This is a genomic window from Rhizobium sullae (genome assembly GCF_025200715.1).
Lineage (GTDB): Bacteria > Pseudomonadota > Alphaproteobacteria > Rhizobiales > Rhizobiaceae > Rhizobium > Rhizobium sullae.
The window spans coordinates 139,762-163,659 of record NZ_CP104144.1; the positions used below are offsets into that span (position 1 = coordinate 139,762).

Sequence of the window (23,898 nt, forward strand, 5' to 3'; positions counted from 1 at the left end):
GAATACTAGCGTTTGCAGTTCGGCGTCGGTCGTCCGTCCTCGCAGTGCTTGACCGTTGCTGCGCCCGGCCGCGCGCCATTCGTGCCTGCCACACTGCTGACGTGGCTCGCATAGTTGTCACGTGTGTCCTGATCGATCACGGCAACGGGCGCGGCTAGAACCAGACCCGCGACGTTGCCCGCCGCGGTCGCCGCCCCGCTGGTCGCCACCAAAATCTGGTCGCCAAGTCCGACGTGACTGTCGGTCAGCGTCTGCCCCTCCGAAATGCGCTGGCCTATGAGCTGGACGATCTGGGGGGATTCAGCAAATTTGCCGTGGTTCATGCTGTCGCCGGATTTGATCCTGGTGAGATCGATCACCATGATCTTATTGTCTTCCAGCTCCTTCTTGTACGGAGCCTGCTCCGGATCGATGGCGCCGAGCCGAGAAACGTCCCCCCAGACGCGGCGCGAAAACGCCAGCGCCTTGTCGTCACGGGACACGAACAGCGTGAACTGCGGATGCTGCTTGCCCATATCGGCGATCTGCTGGCTGAACACATCGACGTCCACGTCGGGGGCGGCGAGCATGACATTCTTGAACTTCTTCGGCAGGCGGCCATTGCGGATGGCCATTTGGCGCAGCGATTCCAACGCAAGCCAGTTACCCATCGAATGCGCCAGGATCGAGACTTCCTTCACCTCGGGATCCTTTGCCAGATACTGGAAGAGCGTCTCCAGGGCATTGCGGGTATAGTTGGTGCTCTCACGATCGTAGCCATAGGCCAGCAGGCTGCCGCGCGACGGCCATGTCACGAGCACGGGCGCACTACGGACGCCGGAGTCATGGACGATCTGCGCGAAGCGGTAAACCGCATCCTCGAATCGGTTGTTGAAACCGTGAATGAAGACGAGGACGCTGCCGTCGGGGGTCTTCTTGACAGTAGCGCTCAGCCATCTCTTCGCTTCGTCGACGTCGAGGTCGTCGGCCTTCACGGTGGCGAAGTCCGTTGCAGGATTGGACGGCAGCCGCTTCGGCCAGGCGACCTGGCCTTCCTTGCGGACCTTGCTCGGAGGAATGGATATCGTCATGTCGGCGAAGGCGGGGGCCAGCGCACGTTCTCCGTTGAACATCTCTCCCGGCACGGTCGACCGGGTGCGGGTCGTCGCGATCAGCATGTCGACTTTCGGCGAGCCTGGAGACGTGTCGGCCACGGGGGTCAGCACATCCTTCGGATGGCCGCCACATCCGGGAAGTGCCGCAAGCACGGCACTCACAACAAGCCAACGAAGCCAGCCTTTCTTGGCCGACGCCCACCCAACGCAACAATGACTGCTCACCGATCGCCCTCATTCAACAAATGCTCACTGACAGACCCTCGACTGCCTCGTCCTAACAGTAGTAGACGCCCACCGCGCAGCGCCGGACGGTGCGCCGTGCCACTCCGGCGACGCTGACCGGAGTTAACGGCCGGCCGATCCGGGCTTCGGCCGGGGTTGCGATGCCGCCTGACACAGGAATTGAAAATTTCTCGGCGACCTCAAGCGCGGAAATTCCGACGGCCGCGGCAATCAGGAGAACTCGCACTCGTCTGAACAAGGTCATTGTTTCGCTCCTTTTGCGAGGTGATCGGGAAGCTCGTCCGTATCCTTGAGCTTCGACAGATCGACCTTCTTGGCGTCCGTGGTGTTTTTGAACGTGTAGTCTGCGGCCAGGACGTCGGTGCCTGTCTTCCAGTCGCTGATCTGGATGCTGTATTGCGGCCCCTGATCGACCTGCGTCGCCGTGATCACATACCTGCAGGGGTAGGGATGTTCGCCTTGCGCGATCCATATCTGCCAGTCGACCTCCTCGGCGCGGAAGGCGAGGTGGTCGCACTCGGTACCTCCGATAACGCCGCTGCCGAGATCCTTCACGTCCGTCACGCCGTCCATCAACGTGCCGTAGACGTCGGGCAACAGGAGGTCGGCACCGGGAACAGGCCGATGCAGCTTGTCCCGCATTTCGTCCACAAGGTGATCGATCGTGCCGGGCACCTCGGCTTGCCCATAGAGATTGGCGTCCTTGCCGAATAGGGTCGCCGTCTTGCCATCGAATGTCAGCTCGACATTGGCAAACCCGCCATGCCGGGTGACGCGGAGCTTGTCGGGCCGGCCCATCTCCATCTTACCGGAGCTTGCAAGCAGGATCTTCTGATGGTCGGGGGTTACGACCTCAAGATTGGTGTCGTAGTCAAATGAGATCGCTTTCTGCGAGGCGAGATAGTCCGACATCGCCTTCACCAGCTTCTTGGCGTCGGCTTCGTCGGCACGGGTTACCGACAAGGACCCGGAAACGATCAGGGCGAGGGACCCCGCCGCGAGCGCAGCCGAGAAACGATGCCGAAATTTTCGTGATTGTCTGGCCATCGACGCATGCCCTTCTGTATGGATCGTTGCAATCCGTCGAACTCTACAGTCGGGCGACGGCAAACGCCCGTAACATCTAGTAGCATCTGTACCGAAACGGCTCGGTGCACTGCCGTCCCACGGCGCTACCGTGGCACAAGTACAGCCGATCCTTGAGGCCGCCACAGCATCGACGCCTGCACCTCGTCGGACGCGGGAAGGCCAGCCTTTCTGATGTCCGCGATCAGTCTTGCCCTGTCGGCGGGTCGGAAGTTTCTCGCCTTGAGTTCGGCCACCACGTTGGGAATGAAATCCGGCCGCATCTCGTTGAAACTGAAAGCCTCGCGGCGGGCGTCGTCCATCATCCCCGCATTCACGTAGATCACCGCGGCGACGGCATGGAAGAGCGGAAACTTCTGGAGATCCGCCTGCTTGATCTCGATGACGGCGGTCTTGTTGTCATGCAGCATGTAGGCGGCGAGCGCTCGGGTGCCATGGTAGTAGCCGGCGCCGCCTGGGTTGAGGGCAAGAGCGCGGTCGAGCAGTTCAGCACCACGTTGCCATTCTCCACTCATCGCGACACGCGTACCAAACTCCCCGAGTAGTTCGGTATCGTTTGGGTTGGTCGCCAACGCCTGTTCGCCAACGCGGAGGGCTTCGGAAACCTCCTGATGGAAGAATAACGCCGTCATCAGCGCCTGATGAGCGCGCGTGTTGTCCGGATCCAGTTGCACGGCGCGACGGGCCGCCTGCAAGCTGCGATTAATCGGAGGCGACCCGCTAGTGTTCCGATTAAACCGGAACCGGTCCTCGTCGAGATAAATTATGGAGAGCATTGCCCATGCGGTTGCAAAGGATGGATAACGGGCGACGGCTCTTTCGAGGCACTCCCGCACGTCTAAGTGCCGCGTGGCGCTCAATTCCGCACGGTATCCATAGAAGCTCAGCGTGCAGCCATAGACGCCGAGATCGTCAGGGGCCTGATTGGAGACGTCCGCCTGAGCCATGATGCCGTAGGGCTGGGCCACTGCGGTCGCCACCTTGTTAGCGACGTCAGACTGAATGCTGAACAGATCACCACTCTTAATGTCGTCGTCGTAGGTCTGCGACCACAGGATTTCGTCATTGTCGGTATCAAGCAGGCGCGCCGTCACGCGAATGCGGTCACCCGAAACACGAACGCCGCCCGCAAGGAGGAAGCGAGCGCCCAGCTCGCCACGCACCTGGGACGCCTCGACGCCGGACGGCAAGGACTTCGATGTCTCGCGACCGAAAACCCTGATTTCCTTGAAGCGAGGAAGGGCGGTCAGAAGCTCCTCGGTCAGGCCCGCGGTGTAAAGGCCTGCCTGCGGCCCGTCTCCGAGATTGGCGAACGGGGCGACGACGAGCGTCGGACCTTCCTTGATGGATCCCTGCGATGTAGAGCCCAACCTTGTGGGTAGCAAGTAGGCAGAAACGGCCAGCGCCACCATGACCACGCCGAGCATGATGGCAGCTCCAAGACCGAATGGCATCAATTTCTGTAATCGTTGACGCAGTGTCGGAAGCCGTTCATCAGACGACGCCGGGACCTCTTTATTCCAGACGAAAGATGGCGCGTAGCCGCCTTTGGGGATGTCGATTCTGATCGGATCATTTTGTCCGGCGACCAAGTAGTAGCGCTCTAACGTGCGCCGCAGCCGACCAGCCTCTATACGGACTACGGGATCGTCCTGCTTGAACCCTTCGCGCCGCTTGAACACTTCGATGGCAATCGAATAGCCCTTGATGCGCTCGGCGCGGCCCGCAAGCGCCTCCTCCGTGACATAGGTGAGGAAGGCGGCGCTTCGGCCCACCTTCGGAAATTCGCAACTGGAAAAGATGCGCTCGAGCTGAGCTCGAATATCGTCGTGGTTCGGTGGAGCGCACGACAAGCACGGCGCAACATCGTGCTCCGCTGGCAATTGGTTCTGCACGGCCTGCTCCTCACCCGCTCTTGAGGGACGCGTATGCAAGAAAAGGATTTTATTACCCCTATGGAATGTAACCTACACTAGAAACGGATTGTCGTCCACGACGATAAGATTGCGTCGGGCGCAGTTCCTGCACGGCGAATTCAGGCCGTTGCTCTATCTGGAGTATTGCCCCGATCAGCCGCACCATATGTCCGAAGCGCGCGGCGCGATACTCGTATGTTACCGTTACATACTTGCGCTTTTACAGTGCCCGGCCACGATCGCGGTCGAAGGCAAACCCCGTGTCTATTGGCTGGATAGGGCGGGAAGTGCTGCCGAACGGGATTCGATAACTCATCGAACAATAGGAGTACGGCAAATGTTGACGAAGCGAGATCTACTTCGCTCCACCGCGGCGATCGCCGCCGGCGCCGCGATTTCAAGGCCAAGCCTGCTGATGGCGCAGAGCTACCCCGGCATCATCGAGGCCAAGAACATCGCCGAGGAAGGTTTCGTCTACGGCCTGCCGCTCGTAATGAATTATGCGGTCATGCACGAGTTCGCCGTCGACCCGAAGTCCAGCCAGTTCAAGGCGCCGTTCAACAAGATCGACAACCTCAACCACGTGGCGACCTACGAAGACACAGCAGTCGTCACGCCGAACAGCGACACGCCATACTCCATACTGTGGCTGGATCTGCGTGCCGAGCCGATGGTGATCTCCGTGCCGGCGGTGGAGAAGGAGCGCTATTGTTCGGTGCAATTGATTGACGGCAACACCTACAACTTTGGCTACATGGGTAGCCGCGCTACGGGCAACGATGCGGGCTCCTATCTCGTTGTCGGACCCGACTGGAAGGGCGAAAAGCCCACCGGCATCAAGCAGATCTTTTCCTCGACCACCCCGTTCGTGTTCGCCAACTTCCGGACCCAGCTTATCAACGTCGAAGATATGCCGAACGTGGAGAAGGTGCAGGCCGGCTACGACGTGCGGCCGCTGTCGGCCTTCCTCAAGCAACCCGCACCCCCAGCCGCCCCGACGATCGATTTCCTGCCGGCCACGACGCAGGGCATCAAGGAAAACTTCTTCGATTATCTCGATGCCGCCCTCGAGTTCGTGCCGCCCACGGAAGAGGACAAGGCCATTCGTGCCAAGCTCGCACGTATCGGTGTGGGTCCGGGTAGATCGTTTGATTTCAAGGAGCTTCCGATCGCTCACAAGCTGGAAATCGGGCTTGGGATGAAGGATGGCGATGAAAAGGTCGCAAAGTTTGCGGCCAGCGGAAACAAAACGATCAACGGTTGGAGCATCGGTTCGTTCTTTGGCGACCGCACCTTTTACAAGGGAGATTGGCTAAAGCGTGCCGCCGCTGCCAAGGCGGGTCTCTACGGAAACGATGCCGTGGAAGCCATGTATCCCTTTACCCGTACGGATGCGGCAGGCGAAACACTCGACGCCAGCAAGCACAACTACGCCATCACCTTTCCCGCCGGGCAACTCCCGCCGGTGAACTCCTTCTGGTCGGTGACAATGTACGACGGCAAGAGCCAGCTCCTGATCAAGAACCCGATCGACCGCTACCTCATCAACTCGCCGATGTTGCCGGGGATGAAGAAGAACGAGGACGGTTCGCTCACGCTCTATATCCAGAAAGACAGCCCCGGCGCGGACAAGGAGGCAAACTGGCTGCCTGCGCCCAATGACACGATCTATCTCGTGATGCGCTTGTACTGGCCGAAAACAGATGCGCCTTCCATCCTGCCGGCCGGCGAAGGCACTTGGCAGCCGCCCGGTATCAATGTGGCGCAATATTAAATCCACACCATGAATTATCTCGACCAGGCTGACGCGTGGCGTCGGATGCCGATGAGGAGAAAACAGTGATACGCACGACGAGACTGATTTGCGCCACCGCCGCGGTGGTGCTGATAGGCCTGGGCACGGCTTCGGCCGAGACGGCGCCGAAGATGAAAATGACGACGCCGATACCGGATTCGATCATCACGCCAGAGAGTTTAGACACCAGACTTGGCAAACTGAACTTTTTCGATGGTTTCCCGGACGACGCCACTTCGGAGAAGATCTACGACAATCTCGATTTCATGCGCGGCGTCGATGCTTTTCTTAACGCCATGCCCGGTGCTTCGGTCGAAGCCCTGCGGGTTGGACTGGCCGGCCAGGGCGCGGACAACAATCAGACCATCCTGATCTTCGAAAATCTCATGGACTCGCGTTCGTTGTTCCTGACCGGCAACACGGAAAGCATCTACAATCTCATGTGGCTCGACACCAAGGCCGGTCCGCTGGTCATCGAGACGCCACCCAACATCCTGGGAATGATCGACAACCACTGGTTCGAATATGTCGGCGATGTCGGCAATGCCGGTCCAGACAAGGGCAAGGGTGGAAAATACCTGCTCTTGCCCCCAGGCTACGAGGGCGAGGTTCCCGAAGGTTATTTCGTGTTGCGGACGTCGACCTACGGAAACCTGTTCTTCTGGCGCGGTTTCCTCGAAAACGGTAGCACCGCAACGGCGATCGAAAACACCAGGAAGTTCGCCAAGGTCTATTCTCTTTCGGAAGCCGGCAACCCGCCGCCGATGAAGATCATCAATACCTCGGGCAAGGAGTACAACACCATCCATGCCAATGACTTTCATTTCTACGAGGAAGTGAACGACATCGTCCAATACGAGCCGAACGAGGCCTATCACCCGGAAGTGCTGGGACAGCTCGCTGCCATCGGCATCGAAAAGGGCAAACCCTTCGCACCCGACGGGCGAATGAAGAAGATCCTCACGGAAGCCGTGGCCGTCGGCAACGCGACGGCGCGTACCATCACCTTCAAGGCACGCATGAAGGACGCCTATTACTATCCGGGCAGTGCCTGGTTCACCGGCTTCGTCGGCGGCAGCTACGAGTTTCTTCTGCAGCCCGGCGTTCGCTATCTCGATGCCCGTGTCCTGTTCCACTACTATGCGACGGGTATCACGCCGGCCATGGCGATAAAGCGCGTAGGCATCGGTTCGCAATACGCCGGTGCCACGACCGACAAGGACGGCAAGCCGTTCGATGGCAGCAAAACCTATAAGGTGCACCTGCCGCCAAACATTCCGGCAAAGGAATTCTGGTCTTTCGTCGTGTATGACAATCAGACGCGTTCGATGCTGCAGACGGACCAGCAATTCCCCAGCATCGGCAGCGATAAGAAAGACATTGTTATCAACGCGGACTCCTCGGTCGATGTCTGGTTCGGTCCGACAGCGCCGGAAGGCCATGAGGCCAACTGGGTCCAGACGGTGCCCGGCAAGGGCTGGAACGTCCTTCTTCGCCTCTACGGCCCGCTGGAGTCATGGTTCGACAAGAGCTGGAAGCCGGGCGAGATCGAACTGCTGCAGTGACGGAACCCTGCCCGTGGGCCATGTTGATGGCCTCACGGAGGCCCGCCACTTCGGACGGCTGTATGACGAACATCAGTGCGCGAAATTTTTCGAGGAACGAAAGGATACCCCGATGAAGGCCAGCACGCTCAATGGAATCCTCCTCGCAATGACGGTGGCCATAACGGCTTTTCCAGTCACCGTGGCGAGTTCAGCCGACGCAATCACGGAGGAAGAAGCCCACGTGATCGGCGTGGACGCCTATGTGTATTTCTACCCTCTGCTGTCGATGGACATCACCCGGAAGCAGCTGACCAACGCCGAAGCCAAAGAAGGTGCGATCGGGGGTCCGCCTAATCGATTTAACAACATCCTCGAGTTTCCCCCGGCGGACCTGAAGGTGGTGGTCCGTCCGAATTTCGACACCCTGTACTCGAGCGGCTGGCTCGACCTGACCAAGGAGCCGGTGGTGGTCTCGGCTCCGGATACCGGCGGACGCTATTACTTACTGCCGATGCTAGACATGTGGACGGATGTGTTTGCGTCGCCAGGCTGGCGCACAACTGGAACGGAGGCGGGCCACTTCCTGGTCGCACCGCCTGGCTGGCGGCCCGATCTGCGCGACGAGTTCGACGAGTTCAAGCTGCCGGAAGGGACCCAGAGGATCGATGCGCCGACGCCCTATGTCTGGGTCATCGGGCGGACGAAGACGGACGGACCGCCGGACTATGACGCCGTGCACAAGATCCAGGACGGCTACAAGATCACCTTGCTCTCGGAATGGGGCAAGGAACCGAAGCCGATCGAGGTGGAGATCGACCCGTCGATTGACATGAAGACGCCGCCGAAGGTCCAGGTCGATACCATGCCGGCAGACCGTTACTTCGCCTACGCTGCTGAGCTTTTGAGGCGGATCCCGCCGCACGTCACCGACGAGCCGATCTTGGCCCGGATGAAGCGGATAGGCATCGAGCCGGGAAAGAGCTTCAATCTCTCCAAGGCCGACCCAGTCGTCCAGAAGGCGCTCTCGACCGTTCCACGGGACGCCCAGGCACTCATGGCGTGGAAAGTGAAGACCGTTGCCCGGGTGGAAAATGGCTGGTCGATGAACACCGACACGATGGGTGTCTATGGCAACTATTACCTGAAACGCGCGATGGTCTCGCAACTGGGCCTTGGCGCCAACTTGCCCGAGGATGCCATCTATCCGCTCAATCTCGCCGACGAGACCGGGCAGCCGCTCGACGGCAAGAACAACTATACTATCCATTTTGACAAGAGCGAGATTCCGCCGGCGAAGGCCTTCTGGTCGATAACGCTCTACGACAACAAGGGATTCCAGGTCGCCAATTCGATCAACCGGTTCGCGGTCAGCAGTTGGATGCCGTTCCAGTACAATGCCGACGGCTCTCTCGATCTTTATTTCCAGACCGAAAGCCCCGGCAAGGACAAGGAATGGAACTGGCTGCCGGCTCCCACAGGGTCGTACAATCTGACGATGCGGCTCTACGCTCCCGCGTCGGACGCGCTGACCGGCAAATGGAATCCGCCGGCGGTGACCAAGTCAAGCGCAGTTCCGGCTCTGGTAGCTCAATGATGCCCGGACGCCCATCGAAGTCGCAATCGCCTTCAGCATTCTGCTGCTCGCCTGCGAGATCATCTCGATCGGTCAGCCCGGCATCACTGCCCGTGCCCTTGGATGGTCGCCTTCGCGTTCGGACTGCTGCATGGACTGGGCTTCGCGGGTGTGCTTTCGGAGCTGGCACTTCCTGCCGGAGACATTCCACTCGCCCTGCTGTTCTTCAATGTCGGCGTCGAGATCGGCCAGTTGATGTTCATGACCACGGTGATCGGCCTGATCGCACTTGTGAGGCTGGTGAGATATCCGGCCTGGTTTGGTCGTCATCCTTCATGAGGGCGACCTACGCGATGGCGGCGTTCTGGTTCGTTGAGCGCGTGGCGTCGTTCGAAGCGGGTGTGTCGGCCACGGGACCGTTGGTTACTGTAAGGGGCATACGCTCCGAAAGGAGAGATTTGTATCATCATGTCCTGGGCTCGCCTGCTGTCAGGCGATACATGCGAATGGATGAAACCGGATGGGGAACGGCGTTGGATTCGTAAAGAGGTGCTTCACGCGACGCGCCAATGTTATCGAGGAGCTCGCTTTGCGCAGCGAGGGGTTTCGCGACCTCTGTGACGACTTCGCCAGTGCAAACGATGAGAAACTGCAATGGGAGCGGTCATCCGCTCCAGAACATGACGAGCGCATTGCCGAGTATCAGGAACTCGTAGACAGCCTCCGGATTGAAATCGAGCAGGCCCTCGACAGAGCCGCGGTCGTGCCGTTCATACGGCCACGACGATGACGATACCACCAGTGTTGCGGGTGTTCGTAACTGTAACTTACTTCCATCTCTACTCGATACACGCCACGCATATCGACGGGAAATGACCGCTTCATATCAATCGCTCCAGGATAGGAACAGCAATGATAGACAGAGTTGGCATCTTCGCAGGGACGGCGCTCGCAGCCTTCCTCGCCCTAACCGCTGTCGGTCGGGCCGACACGATCAGCTACGCCGATGCGGTAACAACGCTTGCCAAAGAGTGCGGCGCCGACATCAAGAAGTTCTGCAACGGAGAGAACCTCGGAAACGGTCGCATCCAGGCCTGCCTCGAGAAGAACGCGTCAAAGGTCTCCCCGACCTGCACATCGACGCTTGGAAGCGTCATGACATCGGTCGCCCAGCGCCAGCAAGCGCAGGCGTCGGTGTTCAAGGTCTGCCAGCATGACATCTCCCAATACTGCAACAGCGTGAAGGGCGACGGGAACATCCTCTCCTGCCTCGTCGAGACAACGCGCGTGGACAACAAGGCTTGCAACCAGGCAATCACCGACGCTGGATGGCGGTGAACCACGACCGGAAAGAGGGAGAACAAGATGATCATTCATGGCCTTCGAATTTCACTGGCACTCGGCCTGCTACTGGCTCCGTGCATCGCTTCAGCCCAGCAGCTCGACAACACTCAGATCATGACCACTCTCGGACAGGTCAAGGCGGCAGCACCCGCCGTCGATGTCGCTCTGCTCGTGGAGGAAGCCAACGCCAATGTCGGAAAGGGTGTCGCGGCGCTGCCCAACTGGAGCAAGTTGTCAGAGCTCTCGCAGTTGATCGTCGAGATCGATTTCGAGAACAACTCGACTGCCATCGCGCCGAAATCCTACCGCACCGTCGGGCTCATCGCGGACGCGCTGCACCATCCGAACCTGTTCCGGTACAAGTTCCTGATTGTCGGGCACTCGAGCGCGACGGGAACGGCCAAGCACAATCTCGAACTCAGCCAGAAACGCGCCGACGCGATCAACGAAGCGCTGTCGACCACCTTTGCGGTTTCGCCTGATCGCCTGTTCTCGGTCGGAGCCGGCGAGGAATGGCCGATCGATCCAGGTCATCCGGAGTCGGCAGACAACCGACGTGTTCAACTGATCAATCTGGGACTGTTGAAATAACGCCACTCAGTGGAAAAACGGGAGAAAGCAGATGCTTAGAATCTCCGATATGTGCATGATAGCAATCGCAGCAGGCCTTCTATCTTCAACGCCGGTTCTCGCGCAGGACGCCATCTCGGCACCTGCTCAGAAGTCCATCGGCGCAACCAAGTCAAAAATGGTGCCGTCGCTGGCCGTCCTCAATTCCGGAGGCGCAAAGCTTGAGAACGGAAAGCTGACGATGAGCGGCATCTCGGCGGTGTCTATCGTGTTTGCCGACCGCCCGGTGCGCTCTGCAGGTCATGTGCTGACCTCCGAGTTCATCAAGCAGTGGGGCGAGGGGGCAGACAGCTTCGCCAAGGATCCTCCGAATGCGACGATATCGGTCCTGAGCGGCAAGGGAGATTCCGTCGCTGATGCCGTAGTCGTCTTGAAGACGCCGAAGCTCGAGGGAACAAATCTCACCTTCGACGTGGCTGTGCTCGAAGGTGATCTCGCCGGAGCCGACGGCCCCGCATCACTGTTCATCGACTGGTTTGCGGCACGTGGTCCTTACGGGGGCGTCGCCGTCGGGGGCGCTGGCTTTCGCGCCCCCGTCTGGCGTGGCGGATGGTATGCCCATCCTGGCGCATATTACGGAGCGGGCGTCGTTGCGGGGGCGGCAATCGGTGCCGCAGTCGCCGAGGATCGTCGCTATTATCCGCCTCCGGCTTGCGGATATTACCCGTATCCACCCTGCTACTAGCACTAGGGTATAGCAACATGCCCGTGCTGGTTTCGGCCCGCTGGAAGGCTTGTTACAGGCCTTCCAGCGGTGGTTGCAAGACCGAGGACGTAGCAATTGGACCATCCATCGAATCCTGATCCAGTTCTGGAAATACTCGTCGGCACTGTGTTTCTGGTTATGGTAATCTTCGTGCACGGCGTTGGTATCCGGAGCATCAGCCTTCGGTTCAGCAAGTCATGGGCAAGCGTCACGAATGCCACGCCGCACTGGCGTCTGAACCTGATGCTGGCCGTGACGATCGCTGCGCTGGCGATTCTGCATTTCACAGAGACGCTGATCTGGGCGGTGCCTCTCTATGCTAGGGCAATCATCCCCTCGATGCGCGACAGCTACTACTATGTGCTGGAAAGCTACACGACGCTCGGGGAGGGCAATGTCAGTTTGCCCGATCGCTGGCGGCTGCTCGGGCCAATCATTGGGATGTCGGGGCTGTTCACCTTCGGCTGGACCGGCAGCGTCCTGGTCAGCATTATGACCGACTTCGGCAAGTTCGACAGACTGCAGGCGAAACGGGAGCAAAGGGAGGAGGGGAAGGCGGAGTCATGAGGATGACTGCCTTCTCGAAGACGACGCCTGGAGATTCGATTGGCTGCAGCCGCCTCGTGAGACGGGGCCGATGAAGACGGCACCGTCGACAAGTGACTGACCGATTTTAACAACATGTTCAAGGAGTTCGGCACGGTGAAGGACCCGCTGCCACCGGCCAGCTACTACGAATCGGAGCTTTTCGCTTCGGCTTGAAGTGTGCGTTCTGCATGTGGTCAAGGATCGGCGTCGTGTGAATGCCGCTGATTGTCATGGCTGAGAAGACGCTATCGGAAATCCACACGCTTCAGGCGGCATGTCGCCAGTGAAAAACGCCAACCGAATGGGGCCTGCCGGCCACCTTGCCGCCTTCATTGTCGAAGAGAGCGATGAAAACTGGCATGACACACGTAGCATTTTTAAAGTTTTTATGTGAAAACATCGAGTTAGCTTATATGCATTCGAAGGCGCGACTGGAATTCGTGACGGAAAAGTGGAACGCAAAGTCAATCTCAAAGATGTCGCGCGCGATGCGGATGTGTCCCTGAGCACAGCCTCGCACGCCCTGAACGGAACCGCGCCTCTGACGATCGAAGTGCGCGAGAGGGTTCTGAACTCGGCGAAGCGGCTAGGCTATCTTGAGCGCAGGAGGGAAAAGGCGACGATTGCGGCGTTGCGCGTTTTGCTTCTGGCGATTCCTGACGATGCCGCTCCGCAAAGTGACCTCAACCTGGTGAGCTGGACGATCCTCAACGGTCTTCGAAGAGAGTGCGAGCGGCGCGGGATCAGGATAGTGCCCTTCGTCAGCACCGGCCGGAGAATTGATGGAGCGCAGGTAAGACAGATTGCGCTTTCGGAGCGTGCCGACGGTATTGTGATCTTGAACGACGATCACGCGGAACTCATCCGAAGCGTTGCCTCTGCCGGCATGCCTGTCGTCGTTATAAACGGTGAGGATCCGGCCATGCTAGTCGATACGGTCACGCCCGAAAATCGCTTCGGTGCGCGCTTGGGCATCGAACATTTGCTCGCGCTCGGACATCGCCGCATCCTGCACCTCACCTGGAAGGGCCGAACGACGATCCAGCGCCGATATGACGGCTTTTCCGATGCGTTTCTTGCCGCGCAGCTTCCTGTTCTGGACGACATGATCGTGGAAGCTGAAGGATATGAGCCCAGGCATGGCGAGGCTGCCATCAATGCACTGCTTGATCGGGATCCTTTAATGCGAGGGGCGACCGCCATATTCTGCGCCGCCGACAACTTGGCGCTCGGGTGCCTGAAGGCGTTGGCCGATCGCGACATTCGCGTGCCGGAGGCGATTTCGGTGCTGGGATTCGATGACATCGTGCGCGGCGAGTTCAGCCGTCCGCCGCTGTCGACGGTCAGCGTTCCGGCCGACAGACTCGGCGCTGCTGCCTTGTCCCTCATCGAACAGCGGCTGATTGCCAACGATCCGCAGCGGCCGGCACATCGCCTGGAACTCGGATGCCATCTCGTTTTGCGCGGCAGCGTTGCGCCGCCGCGCTGACCCAGATCACTTCATCCCTGTTCCGGCGATGCCTGTGGTGATGTATCTCTGCAGAAACACGAACACGATCGTGACAGGCAGCAGGCTGAGAAACGTCATCGCCAGGATGTAGTGCCACTGCACCGAGAACTCTCCCTGGAATGCATTCAGGCCGACCTGCAGTGTGAAGTTCTCGCGGCTGTTGAGGACGATAAGCGGCCAGAGGAAATCATTCCAGCGCCAAAGGACGGAGAAGATCGCCAGCACCGCCAAAGCAGGCGCCGTCAGCGGCAGGATGATGCGCCAGAAGATGCAAAATTCGCTTGCAGCATCAACGCGTGCAGCCTCGATGAGCTCATCCGGTATCGTCAGCATATATTGCCGCAACAGGAACACGGCTGTCGGGGAGGCGATCGTCGGCAGGATGACCCCCCAGAGGTTATCGGCAAGGCCAACTCCTACGATGACAAGATATGCCGGGACCATGACGACGGCGAGCGGGATCATCAGGGTTGAAATGATGATCACGAAAACCGTCGTGTCGCCGCGAAACCGGTATTTCGACAGCGCAAAAGCTGCCAGGGCATTTACCAGCAGCGTCAGAACCGTTGCGACGAACGTGACAAACACCGAGTTCTTGAGGAAGGTCAGGAAGTTGAAACGCGTCAACGGATCGGCGTAATTTTGCGTGGCCACGGTCAACCGCTGCACGGGCGTTATGCTCTTCACGTCGACGCCCACGGGCTTTCCCGGATTTGCAGGGTCAACCATCTGGGCTTTGAGGCCGATACGGCGAACCATGGCCATTTCGCGCTTCTCGCCGTCAATGGTGACTTGCCAGAGGCTGAGCGGCTTGTCGAAACCGGACACCGTCTGCTCGACGGCAGCGCGGGGTAGCAGCGTCGGCGGAAACCGGGTGATTTCGGCGGCCGGCTTTAGCGAGGAAAGGCCCGCCCAGACAACAGGAACGAGCACCGCAAGGGTGCCGGCAAACAACCAGACCCATGACAATATGTCGGTTACATCGACGCGTTCGGTCCGTCGCGTGCGCGTCAGAAATCGGATCGGATTCATTAGGCTGTTCATTTTATGACTCCATCCGCCGGCCAAGGCGCAGCTGTATGAGGGTCAGCACCAGGAGCACGGCACCCATCAGAACGGATGCTGCGGATGCAAGGCCGAAGAGGCGAAGATCGCTGCCGAAGGCCATCTGGTAGATGTATTGGACGATAAAGCTGTTGGCTGTGCCCGGGCCGCCGCCGTTCGTCAGAACCCAGGCTTCGTCGAAAATCTGGACGGACCTGATCATCAGAAGGATCAGAACGACCAGCAGGTTCGGCCCGAGGAGCGGCAGCGTGATCCTGAAAAGCGTGCGCCGAGGCGAGGCCGCGTCGATTGAGGCTGCTTCATAAAGCTCCTTCGGGATAGCCTGAAGGCCGGCCAGGAGGATGAGCGTATAAAAGCCCATGTGAAACCAGACGGAGACAACCACGACGAAGAAGCGCGACCAGCCGACATCCAGAAGAAAGATTTCCGGCGGCACGCCGAGCATCTGCAGGAAGGCGTTTAGCAGGCCGTTTCGATCGAGGAACCATTTCCAGATCAGGCCGATGACGACCGGAGACAGCAATACCGGATAGAAAAAGATTGCCCTGAAGAAGCCTCGCGCGGCAATCGCTCGATTGAGTATCAGTGCGGTGATGAGTGCCACGAGCAATGTGGCAACGACGTTGAATGCCACGAACCAAAGGGTATTCCACACAGCCGTCCAGAACAACGATTCCCGGCACGTTCCGGGCCTCAGATAATCGTCGCAGGCAAGCAGGGTGCGGAAATTGTCGAATCCGACGAACGGCCGGTCCGATACGAAAAGATTCGTCCCGCCGGTAAAGGCGTAGCCGACTGCAATCGCGATGGGAAGGAATGTGAATATGCCGAACAGAACCAGGTTCGGCGTCAGAAACAGCCATGGCATGCGTTTGCGGCCAAGCACTCGCTCCATTGCATTCACGGGGGCCTCGACCACCCTCATGATTGTTTCGCCCGCCTGGTAAAGCAATGCGCCTCCCTTGAGCGTCGCCATGTCAGAGCCCCCCTTTTCCCTGCCGCCGGCCAAAAGCCAGACCGCTTTCGGGATCGAACAGATGAACGCGCTCAGGAGTGGAGTTGATCAGGATGCGATCACCTGGGGATGGCGCGAAATGGCCTGCCTCATGAATGATGATCTGCGCGTCCTCACCCTCCAAGTGGCCATAGACGTAGGTTTCGGTTCCAAGACCCTCGTGATACTGGACGATGAATGGCAGGCCAGCCTGGCTGGAGCGTGCGAAGTGCGCGGGCCTGACACCGGCCAGCACGGCCTGCCCGACGTTGAAGCCAGCAGGGTCCACGTCACTGGCGAGCTTGCCGCCGTTGCCGACGTCGATGGAGACGCCGTCTTCGCCGACACTGGCCACCTTGCCTTTCATGATGTTCATGCGCGGAGAGCCGAGAAAGCCGGCCACGAAGAGATTTCGCGGCCGATCGAACAGTTCCAGCGGGGCGCCGACCTGCTCCACCTGCCCGCTGCGCAAGACGACAATCTTGTCGGCCATCGTCATCGCCTCGACCTGGTCGTGCGTGACGTAAACCATCGTGGTCTTGATCTCGCGATGGAGCTTGGTGATTTCGGCTCGCGTCTGAACGCGCAGTGCGGCATCGAGGTTCGAAAGCGGCTCGTCGAAGAGAAAGATATCCGGTTCGCGCACGATCGCCCGGCCGATTGCGACCCGCTGGCGCTGCCCGCCTGAAAGTTGCTTCGGACGCCGGTCCAGATAGGGCTCGATTGCCAGCATTCTGGCCGCTTCGGCAATGCGCGCTTCGATCTCGCTACGCTTGAACTTGAGGTTCTCCAAGCCGAAAGCGAGGTTCTTGCGAACGCTCATATGCGGATAAAGCGCGTAGGACTGGAAGACCATTGCGATTTTGCGCTCGGCCGGCGAGAGCTGGCTTACATCCCGCCCGCCGATCGAGATTGCACCGGATGTTATGTCTTCGAGTCCCGCAATGATGCGCAGCAACGTCGACTTCCCGCATCCCGAGGGACCTACGAAAACGACGAACTCGCCATCCGTGATATCAAGGTCGACATCATGGAGGACTTTGACGGCGCCATACGATTTGTTGATAGTAGAAAGCTTCAGTTCTGCCATGCCCTGCTCCCATCAGGTGTCGCCGTTTCGAAGGCGACGTCTATCTTGTTCCAGCCCTGCGGCAACGGCGCCGGCCTCTTGATCAGCACCTCTTCCATAAAGATCCCGGTAATCCCGGCCAGGTATGCGGCTGGCATTCCTCCTGGATAGCGCTGCAGTCCGATCACCTGTCCGTCCGAACCGCGGGTCCAGGCATTGGCGCGGCCGCCTCCATCGGCCTTCGGCGCCAAATCCGCATTCGTCGGGCGCAGGTCGTAGGATTGCCCGGTGCCCAGCTGCCCCGCCTGCTGATCCAGCTTGATGCGCGCCAACCGGATATTTCGAATGCCGGCGGAAGACGTCGAAATCAACGTGATCGCTCCCTCCATTTCGCCGGTTATGTCCTCGACGATCAGATTCTCGATGGCACCGGCAGTCGGCTCCGCCACACGGTCGACGGCATTGATCGTAAGCGCCTCTCCAGAGCCCCAGAAGCCGTCGAGCGTCTCCCGGCACTCTACTGCAATTCTCGAAAACCTGACGTTCGATATTCGTCCGCCGTCGCGCGAGAAGACGCCCAACGCACGGTTGGAGGCCGAGACGTTGCAATCCTCGAACACGACATTGGTCACGTCGCCATGCGTTTCCGTGCCGATCTTGAGCGCGCAGCTCAGGCTTTGGACCGAGCAGCGGCGGACGAGGATGTTTTGGCACTGCCCTATGGCGGCACCTGCCGGACCAATACTCGTCTTCAGGCATATGCCGTCGTCGGCGGTCGATATCAGGCAATCTTCGATGACGGCGCCGCGGCACGCATCGAGGACGATGCCATCCGTATTGGGGAGACGACGGTCGTTCTCGATCGTCACGCCCCTGACCGCAACATCCGTGCAGTCGATGAAATGCAGCGTCCACATCGGCGAGCGGGAGATATGGATGGAACTGATCTCAACGCCGTCACATGCCTCGAAGACGACAACGCGTGGCCGAAATTCGGCTGGGATGAAGGTCCCCACCGTTTTGTCGTCTCCCACGATGAAGCTGTCGCAACCGGCCTCGATGCGGCCCGAGCCCGTCAGGCTGATCCACCGCGCATTCTTGGCGACGATCATGCCGCGGTTCGACTTCTCGGCAATGACCGAAACGGTCGTATGCGCATATGCGTCATAGTCCGGAACCGGACGCAGGATCGCGCCGGCGGCCAGGTGAAGATCGACGCCGGACTTGAGCTGGAGCCCCCGGCAGACATGGATACCGGCCTCAAGAACCACGCGTCCGCCGCCTGAAGCCGATACCTCGTTGATCGCCGCTTGCAATCGAGCTGTATCGTCGCTGCCGATCGCATCGATCGAGATAGGAGAGGTCGGGCTCATTGCTCGTGACCGCGCTCCAGGAGGACTTCCGTCAGGAGCAACATGGTGAGCGCCTGGCCGTAGGGCGTCGGCACATTCGGTATGCGCCTGTAGAAATCAAGATCATGACCCATCGGCGTACCATCTGAGACGCCGTGTACGACACCTTCCTCATCGATGCGCGCGAGCACCGCCGCAAGCGCACGCTCTGCGTGGGCCCTGTCGCTGTTGTCGAGAATGCCGGCATCCACGGCGCGGAGGATGCCGTAGGCAATTCCGGCGGTGGCTGAGGTCTCCAACGGAGACGACGGGTCGTCCAGCAGGGTCGTGAACATGCCGTCGGGCCTCTGGCACGCCTTCAGCGAGCGCACCTGGCTGGCAAGAACGTTTGAAAGAAAACGGCGGTCTTTCTCCCCAAGGGTCGGAACGAGATCGAATAGTTCCGGGATGGCCACCGTGATCCAGGCATTGCCGCGAGCCCAGAAGGCATTGGCAAAATTGTGCCGCCCATTGAACGTCCAGCCGTGATACCACAGCCCGCTCACCGGATCGGACAGGTAGCGCGTGTGGATCACGAACTGATAGACGGCTTCATCGATCCATTCGCTGCGTTCGCAAAGCACTCCCGCCCGGGCCAGAAAGAGGCAGGCCATGAACAGCGTGTCGTCCCAAAGTTCGCCCTCGTTGAGGCGCTCTTTGACAACGTGCTGAAAACCACCGTCTTCCGTTTTGGGCAGCTCTTTGACGAGCCATTCGGCCCAGTCCTCGACAAGCGCGCGAAAATCCGGACGATCGACATGCTGAACGAGGATCGCAAGCGGCAGCATCGGAGCCGTGCTGTTGATCTGGCGTGGCGGGAGGCCGCGCTCGATCTGGCCGCTGTACCAGGCCACAAGCTCCTGAAGCGCTTTTTGATCATTGGTGGAGATTGCGCGTCTCAAGAAGCCATAAAGACCGACGCCGACCTCCCAATCCCATTCGTCGAACTGGATCCCTAAGGCAGGCCCGGCCGTCACCAGACCTTCCTTGATGCCCTTGAGACGGCTGAAAGCCGCCGCGACGCGATCGATCGTCGTCAGAAGGACGGCGTTGTCGACAGATGTTGGGTTCATGCTGGCACCTATTTTCAAGAGTAGAACGGCCTGTCAGCGCCAACGTCAGATGCGGCACTGTCGTAGGTGAGGATCGGGTGCGGTTGATCATGAGTGAACGGTCGGGCCTGCCCATCGATCGAAAGTCCATCGGCGTAAGACAGGCTGATGGTCGGACCACCGCTTGGCGTCAGCACAAGGCGCCGAACCTTCCGATCAAACGAGACCTTTGTTTGGCGGATGCGCTCGACGAATGTCATGAACCCGTCGCCATCACCGCATCCGACAATTGCTGCCCAGCCGCAGATCGACCCGTAGGAGCGCACTTCCCGGCCGGCCGTCGGGCCCTGCGTGACCAGTTCCAGACCGTTTGATGCGTAGATCGCAGAAAATCCGTTGCCCGAGCGCGCGATGAGCCAATTGTCATCGATGATGACATCGTCCAGACCGTCGCGGCCGATATAAGCGTGCGTCCATGTATGCCGTGCGTCGCGGGTATCCTCAATCAGAAGCGCGACGTCACGATGCTGGGCGACGCGTGGCAGAATGCCGTTACCCGCCCAGTAGGACGGTCTTTGATTCCCCCACGGATCGTCCTCGCCGGGATGGTTGATCCAGAGCCTTGCCATGGGATGGCCGGCCAGACGCACATCGATGACATGTTGCTGGTGCCCCTTCTGCCCGGTCTTGTGATCAACGACGGTCGAAAGCTGCGCCGCTTCGTTCTTGAAGAGCACGAGCTTGCCGCTCTCCAGGCCCTGACTGTAACGGGCCTCCACGCTCCTGCCCGGTGCCAGGTTTGCAATCTCAGTGAGATCGGCAGGCGGTTGATAGCTGCCGGCACAGAACAGCGGTAGCGATGCCACCCCACTGTTCAGCCAACCGATCCCGAAAGCGACTTGGGCAAAGGGTGCGAGCTCGGTCAGAGGCCCGGCGCGCAGTTCCTTGTCATAGGCGCGGCCTTGCGATCCGGCCGGAACACCCGAAAGCGTATGCAGAGCGATCATACGGAAAATGAGATCGAGCAGCGCACGGGCGCGCCTTGCAATAGACGCCTCGGCCCAGCGTTCCAGCGCCAACAGGCCGATGAAATCGACCGGATAATATGCCGCCGAATTCCACTCCGCGAGGCCGTGCGCCTCCACGCTGTCGAACCAGCGTCCCAGGCGCTCGGCGGCAAGCTCTGCCTGCTGTTTTCCTGTCCTGCCGGAAGCTGAAAAGGTCTCCTCTGGCAAGAGGAGTCCTGCCAGCAACTGGCTCGTGTGGAAGCAGAGCACATGGTTCTCGCTCCAGAACCACATGGCATCGTTGCCCGGCTCATCGACCCAATAACGGTAAGAAAGAATGGAATACCGGATTCGCTCGACCACGCCGGCCGGCATCCGCTCGGCATAGGCGCCGAGCAGCCACAATAGCGGCACCATGATAAAATCCGAGCAATCCTCACGCGAATCGATGGAGGTGAGAGTCGCCTCGATGATGCGGTCAAAGCTCTCCTGGTCATAATCGCCGGTTTCCATCATCGCAATGATGCGGGCCACGCGATCGGCGCCGAAGCGGGCACTGTATTCGAGTGCCTGCCGCTTGCGATCCACGAGTGTCGCTTCGGATGGCGGTGGAGAAATGCTGCTCAGAAAGCCGGCATCGATGACACGTTTGACCGAGCCCGGCCCGCTGCCGATCGTCAGATGCACGCCGTGATAACCATCTGCGATGCCGAGCATATCCCCGGCCGTCAGGCGGTTTTGATGGGCACGCAGCGTCAAATGGGATTGCGCAAGAACAGGCCTCTCATGGCCATGACCGACGATCTTAAGCTCGATCGGCAAGTCGCGCTCAGGCGCCGTATCGAATATCAGCTCCAATGGCTGGTTGACGAACACGTCTCGTGAAGGGCGCACGCCGCGCGAAAGGCCCTCCAGTTCCCGTACTTCGTCCTGATCCAGTGCCACAGGCAGCAGCACGCAGAGCGGCTCCTTATCCAGCACTTCAAGTTCGAAGAACCAGGTCGTGTCGCGTTCGGCAAGGTCCTCGGTATGAACGAGAATCTGGTTGTCGCCGGCCTCCAGCGACAGCGTGATGTCCGTTGAACTCTCGACGTTGCGCCTGAACGGCTCGAAGCGCACCGTCTCCTCTCCGTTGACCCATATGCGAACCCCGCCGCAGGTCTTGAGCCTGAGATGCAGCACGCGGGGCAACGCTGTCCGGAAGGTACCCTTCAGCCATCGCCGCAGATGGGTGGGCACGTGCCAAAAACCGGTGAATTCCACGCGGCGATTAGAGCCCGGGAGGTAAAGGCTCGCGGTCGACCACGAAACGTCGGGCACGAGCTCTCGCCCGACCATTGTTGACCAGAAGGCCTTTCGGCAAGTTCCCCGACATCTACAAAACCATTGATAAAGCGATAGTTGACGCGGTCTTCCGCCGGCGCAGGGACACCGGGAAAACGGCTGGTGATGAGGTCGGAAACCGCCCATGCCGTCACGGTTTGGCCCTGCCCGATATTATATGCAGGCTCCTCAGGCCCCGGCCGTTCGTTCACAGATCGCCTCCTCCGCAATCGAATGAAAACTTTTTCATTCGACAGTTTTATGCGACCTCTTTCTGAGAATTGCTCAAAAGCCTCGCAATTGCCGCAGAAAATAGCTTGACGGGAGGAATGTCAAGTATATGAAATTTGTCTATCGACGATTTATATCGCGATTGATGAAAATATTTTCATGGGAGGATGAAAATGAAAAACGCTCTTTCGGCTGCACTAGCGCTCGCACTGACAGCCGGTTCCTTCGCGTGGTCGAGCACGGCCATGGCGGAGACCAAGACGATTACCTTCCTGTTCACCGACGACGACCAGGCTTACGTCGAAAGAATGGAAGCGCTCAGCAAGGAATTCGAGGCCGCGCATCCAGACGTCAAGGTCAACTTCGTGTCGTCCGGCTACGATGCGGTTGCCAAGCAGCTACCGGTGCAGCTGGCAGTCGGCGAGGGGCCTGATGTCGCCAAGATCGCCGATTGGCAGCTCGCGCCATATTACCTCGACATGCGACCCTACATGAAAGATCCCGAAGGCTTCGCCAAGCTGCACGGCGACAGCCTCAACGTTCTTCGTTTCCCTGGCGTCAACGATGCGCAGTCGATCAACGGCTACCTCGCGTCCCAGACATTCAATCTGCCGTTTGTCAACAAGACACTTTTCGAACAGGCTGGCGAACCACTTCCTAAGCCTGGTGCCACATTGAAGGAAATCGTCGAAGCGTCCGCGCGCGTTGCGAAGGCCACAGGGGCCCAGGTTCCCTTCACGATGGATCGATCGGGCCATCGTTTTTCGGGCGCGGCATTCTCGTATGGTGCCACCTACGTCAAGGACGGCAAGTTCTCGTTTCCGGACGACGCCGCCAAGCGCTACATTTCGGATCTTTACAGCTGGACACAGGACGGGTCTTTTCCGAAGGAAATGTGGGGCGCAGCCGGCGGATCCCAGTACAAGAACATGGGCGACGAATTCGTCAACGGTAACGTCGTGACGTATCTTGCCGGCAACTGGATGGTGAACCCGTTCCAGCAGAAGATCGGCGATGCATTCGACTGGACTGCAATCAGCGCGCCATGCGGCGATGCCGGCTGCTACGCCATGCCGGGCGGTACAGCGATCGTCGGCTTCAAACGCACCAAATACCCTGAGACCGTTGCCTCGTTCATCGAGTTTCTCGGCTCGGAGAAGGTCCAGCGCGAGATCGCCGAGAACTACGTCATCCTGACGGGCGCCGACATCAAGGACCCGCAGTACAAGCTCGGCAGCCAGAATGCCAAGGACGCGATGGCCGTCTTCCTGGCGAGCCGTAAGAGCGTGCCGCAGGCAGCTCGCGACATGGAACGTCTGAAAGGATCCTCAGCCATCTACCAGCTGATTGTCCAACGCATGAGCCAGCTGATCGTCGGCGAACTCTCGCTCGACGAAACCTTTGCGGCAATGAGCGCCGATGTCGACAAGACCAACCAGGCAATCGCTGCCAAATAGCCGATCACGTTGATCTTCTGCAGTATGCGAATTCATCCACGGCCTCGACCGAAGGCCGTGGATAATAACACAAGCCGCTCGGTGTAGGGATGCGCGAATAGCTAACGCGACTTCGGGTTAAACGAGACTTTCAAAAACCTGTATTGAATTCATGGTCTTAAATTCTAGAGGATCAGCTTCGTGCTTTTAGACAACACTCGACATTTCAGTCGGCTTGTGGCGCGACGGTCAGGTTTCCAAAAGTTCGACCGCCTGAGTACGAAGCGATGGCCAG

General features: G+C 59.4%; 20 protein-coding genes and 1 pseudogene. 11 read left to right on the plus strand and 10 right to left on the minus strand.

The window, feature by feature from the left end; genetic code table 11:
• Positions 1 to 5 precede the first annotated feature (5 nt).
• The 4 genes from N2599_RS21245 to N2599_RS21260 form a co-directional block, all read right to left on the minus strand.
• Positions 6 to 1,247 (minus strand): alpha/beta hydrolase, encoded by a 1,242-nt coding sequence (locus tag N2599_RS21245; RefSeq protein WP_027511451.1) that lies wholly within the window; start codon positions 1,245 to 1,247, stop codon positions 6 to 8.
• 124 nt (positions 1,248 to 1,371) lie between these two features.
• On the minus strand, positions 1,372 to 1,584 hold the full coding sequence (locus N2599_RS21250) for a hypothetical protein (protein WP_027511450.1): 213 nt from the start codon (positions 1,582 to 1,584) through the stop codon (positions 1,372 to 1,374).
• The gene (locus tag N2599_RS21255; protein WP_027511449.1) at positions 1,581 to 2,387 is read right to left on the minus strand and encodes a DUF2092 domain-containing protein; all 807 of its coding nucleotides are present in this window, start codon (positions 2,385 to 2,387) and stop codon (positions 1,581 to 1,583) included. The genes N2599_RS21250 and N2599_RS21255 overlap by 4 nt, the downstream gene beginning before the upstream one ends.
• A 125-nt stretch (positions 2,388 to 2,512) precedes the next feature.
• Positions 2,513 to 4,321, minus strand: a complete 1,809-nt coding sequence (locus N2599_RS21260) for an adenylate cyclase (RefSeq protein WP_027511448.1) — start codon at positions 4,319 to 4,321, stop codon at positions 2,513 to 2,515.
• Between the two features lie 358 nt (positions 4,322 to 4,679).
• Between N2599_RS21260 and N2599_RS21265 the strand changes: the two genes are divergently transcribed.
• The 10 genes from N2599_RS21265 (at position 4,680) to N2599_RS21310 (ending at position 14,014) form a co-directional block, all read left to right on the plus strand.
• Entirely contained in the window at positions 4,680 to 6,116 is a 1,437-nt protein-coding gene (locus N2599_RS21265) for a DUF1254 domain-containing protein (protein ID WP_027511447.1), read from the plus strand.
• A 65-nt stretch (positions 6,117 to 6,181) separates the two neighbouring features.
• Complete coding sequence (locus tag N2599_RS21270) at positions 6,182 to 7,702, plus strand: DUF1254 domain-containing protein (protein WP_027511446.1); 1,521 nt, start codon at positions 6,182 to 6,184, stop codon at positions 7,700 to 7,702.
• A 148-nt stretch (positions 7,703 to 7,850) separates the two neighbouring features.
• Entirely contained in the window at positions 7,851 to 9,278 is a 1,428-nt protein-coding gene (locus N2599_RS21275) for a DUF1254 domain-containing protein (RefSeq protein ID WP_100770570.1), read from the plus strand.
• Positions 9,279 to 9,380: 102 nt separating this feature from the next.
• On the plus strand, positions 9,381 to 9,596 hold the full coding sequence (locus tag N2599_RS21280) for a HupE/UreJ family protein (protein ID WP_027511444.1): 216 nt from the start codon (positions 9,381 to 9,383) through the stop codon (positions 9,594 to 9,596).
• Between the two features lie 181 nt (positions 9,597 to 9,777).
• Positions 9,778 to 10,047: a hypothetical protein gene (locus tag N2599_RS21285; RefSeq protein ID WP_027511443.1), complete on the plus strand. Its 270-nt coding sequence runs from the start codon at positions 9,778 to 9,780 to the stop codon at positions 10,045 to 10,047.
• A gap of 122 nt (positions 10,048 to 10,169) precedes the next feature.
• Positions 10,170 to 10,595 carry a cysteine rich repeat-containing protein gene (locus N2599_RS21290; RefSeq protein WP_027511442.1) on the plus strand — a complete coding sequence of 142 codons (426 nt, stop codon included), beginning with the start codon at positions 10,170 to 10,172 and terminating at the stop codon, positions 10,593 to 10,595.
• 27 nt (positions 10,596 to 10,622) lie between these two features.
• Entirely contained in the window at positions 10,623 to 11,192 is a 570-nt protein-coding gene (locus N2599_RS21295; RefSeq protein ID WP_027511441.1) for an OmpA family protein, read from the plus strand.
• A gap of 31 nt (positions 11,193 to 11,223) precedes the next feature.
• Positions 11,224 to 11,916: a hypothetical protein gene (locus N2599_RS21300; RefSeq protein ID WP_027511440.1), complete on the plus strand. Its 693-nt coding sequence runs from the start codon at positions 11,224 to 11,226 to the stop codon at positions 11,914 to 11,916.
• Between the two features lie 96 nt (positions 11,917 to 12,012).
• Positions 12,013 to 12,504, plus strand: coding sequence for an ion channel (locus tag N2599_RS21305; RefSeq protein ID WP_027511439.1), 492 nt, complete (start codon positions 12,013 to 12,015; stop codon positions 12,502 to 12,504).
• Positions 12,505 to 12,976: 472 nt separating this feature from the next.
• Positions 12,977 to 14,014, plus strand: coding sequence for a LacI family DNA-binding transcriptional regulator (locus tag N2599_RS21310; RefSeq protein WP_027511438.1), 1,038 nt, complete (start codon positions 12,977 to 12,979; stop codon positions 14,012 to 14,014).
• 6 nt (positions 14,015 to 14,020) lie between these two features.
• On the opposite strand, the gene N2599_RS21315 is transcribed toward N2599_RS21310, so the two are convergent.
• The 6 genes and pseudogenes from N2599_RS21315 to N2599_RS21340 form a co-directional block, all read right to left on the minus strand.
• Positions 14,021 to 15,067 carry a carbohydrate ABC transporter permease gene (locus tag N2599_RS21315; protein WP_027511437.1) on the minus strand — a complete coding sequence of 349 codons (1,047 nt, stop codon included), beginning with the start codon at positions 15,065 to 15,067 and terminating at the stop codon, positions 14,021 to 14,023.
• Between the two features lie 13 nt (positions 15,068 to 15,080).
• Positions 15,081 to 16,076 carry a carbohydrate ABC transporter permease gene (locus N2599_RS21320; RefSeq protein ID WP_027511436.1) on the minus strand — a complete coding sequence of 332 codons (996 nt, stop codon included), beginning with the start codon at positions 16,074 to 16,076 and terminating at the stop codon, positions 15,081 to 15,083.
• Between the two features lies 1 nt (position 16,077).
• A complete protein-coding gene (locus N2599_RS21325) occupies positions 16,078 to 17,184 on the minus strand; it encodes an ABC transporter ATP-binding protein (protein ID WP_027511435.1) in 1,107 nt (368 codons plus the stop codon).
• A complete protein-coding gene (pglB, locus tag N2599_RS21330; RefSeq protein WP_027511434.1) occupies positions 17,172 to 18,536 on the minus strand; it encodes a polygalacturonase PglB in 1,365 nt (454 codons plus the stop codon). The genes N2599_RS21325 and pglB overlap by 13 nt, the downstream gene beginning before the upstream one ends.
• Positions 18,533 to 19,627 (minus strand): beta-galactosidase BglB, encoded by a 1,095-nt coding sequence (gene bglB, locus N2599_RS21335; protein WP_027511433.1) that lies wholly within the window; start codon positions 19,625 to 19,627, stop codon positions 18,533 to 18,535. The genes pglB and bglB overlap by 4 nt, the downstream gene beginning before the upstream one ends.
• Before the next feature lie 14 nt (positions 19,628 to 19,641).
• Positions 19,642 to 22,148 (minus strand): annotated as a pseudogene (locus N2599_RS21340) (hypothetical protein).
• A gap of 186 nt (positions 22,149 to 22,334) precedes the next feature.
• On the opposite strand from N2599_RS21340, the gene N2599_RS21345 reads away from it, so the two are divergent.
• Positions 22,335 to 23,624 carry an ABC transporter substrate-binding protein gene (locus N2599_RS21345; protein WP_100770382.1) on the plus strand — a complete coding sequence of 430 codons (1,290 nt, stop codon included), beginning with the start codon at positions 22,335 to 22,337 and terminating at the stop codon, positions 23,622 to 23,624.
• The last annotated feature ends 274 nt before the right edge of the window (positions 23,625 to 23,898 follow it).

Bases quoted from the DNA above. Each gene is read 5' to 3' on its own strand.
- N2599_RS21250 (WP_027511450.1), bottom strand. From the start codon at position 1,584: ATGACCTTGTTCAGACGAGTGCGAGTTCTCCTGATTGCCGCGGCCGTC.
- N2599_RS21255 (WP_027511449.1), bottom strand. From the start codon at position 2,387: ATGGCCAGACAATCACGAAAATTTCGGCATCGTTTCTCGGCTGCGCTC.
- N2599_RS21265 (WP_027511447.1), top strand. From the start codon at position 4,680: ATGTTGACGAAGCGAGATCTACTTCGCTCCACCGCGGCGATCGCCGCC.
- N2599_RS21275 (WP_100770570.1), top strand. From the start codon at position 7,851: ATGACGGTGGCCATAACGGCTTTTCCAGTCACCGTGGCGAGTTCAGCC.
- N2599_RS21280 (WP_027511444.1), top strand. From the start codon at position 9,381: ATGGTCGCCTTCGCGTTCGGACTGCTGCATGGACTGGGCTTCGCGGGT.
- N2599_RS21285 (WP_027511443.1), top strand. From the start codon at position 9,778: ATGGGGAACGGCGTTGGATTCGTAAAGAGGTGCTTCACGCGACGCGCC.
- N2599_RS21290 (WP_027511442.1), top strand. From the start codon at position 10,170: ATGATAGACAGAGTTGGCATCTTCGCAGGGACGGCGCTCGCAGCCTTC.
- N2599_RS21295 (WP_027511441.1), top strand. From the start codon at position 10,623: ATGATCATTCATGGCCTTCGAATTTCACTGGCACTCGGCCTGCTACTG.
- N2599_RS21300 (WP_027511440.1), top strand. From the start codon at position 11,224: ATGCTTAGAATCTCCGATATGTGCATGATAGCAATCGCAGCAGGCCTT.
- N2599_RS21315 (WP_027511437.1), bottom strand. From the start codon at position 15,067: ATGAATCCGATCCGATTTCTGACGCGCACGCGACGGACCGAACGCGTC.
- N2599_RS21320 (WP_027511436.1), bottom strand. From the start codon at position 16,076: ATGGCGACGCTCAAGGGAGGCGCATTGCTTTACCAGGCGGGCGAAACA.
- N2599_RS21325 (WP_027511435.1), bottom strand. From the start codon at position 17,184: ATGGCAGAACTGAAGCTTTCTACTATCAACAAATCGTATGGCGCCGTC.
- pglB (WP_027511434.1), bottom strand. From the start codon at position 18,536: ATGAGCCCGACCTCTCCTATCTCGATCGATGCGATCGGCAGCGACGAT.
- bglB (WP_027511433.1), bottom strand. From the start codon at position 19,627: ATGAACCCAACATCTGTCGACAACGCCGTCCTTCTGACGACGATCGAT.
- N2599_RS21345 (WP_100770382.1), top strand. From the start codon at position 22,335: ATGAAAATGAAAAACGCTCTTTCGGCTGCACTAGCGCTCGCACTGACA.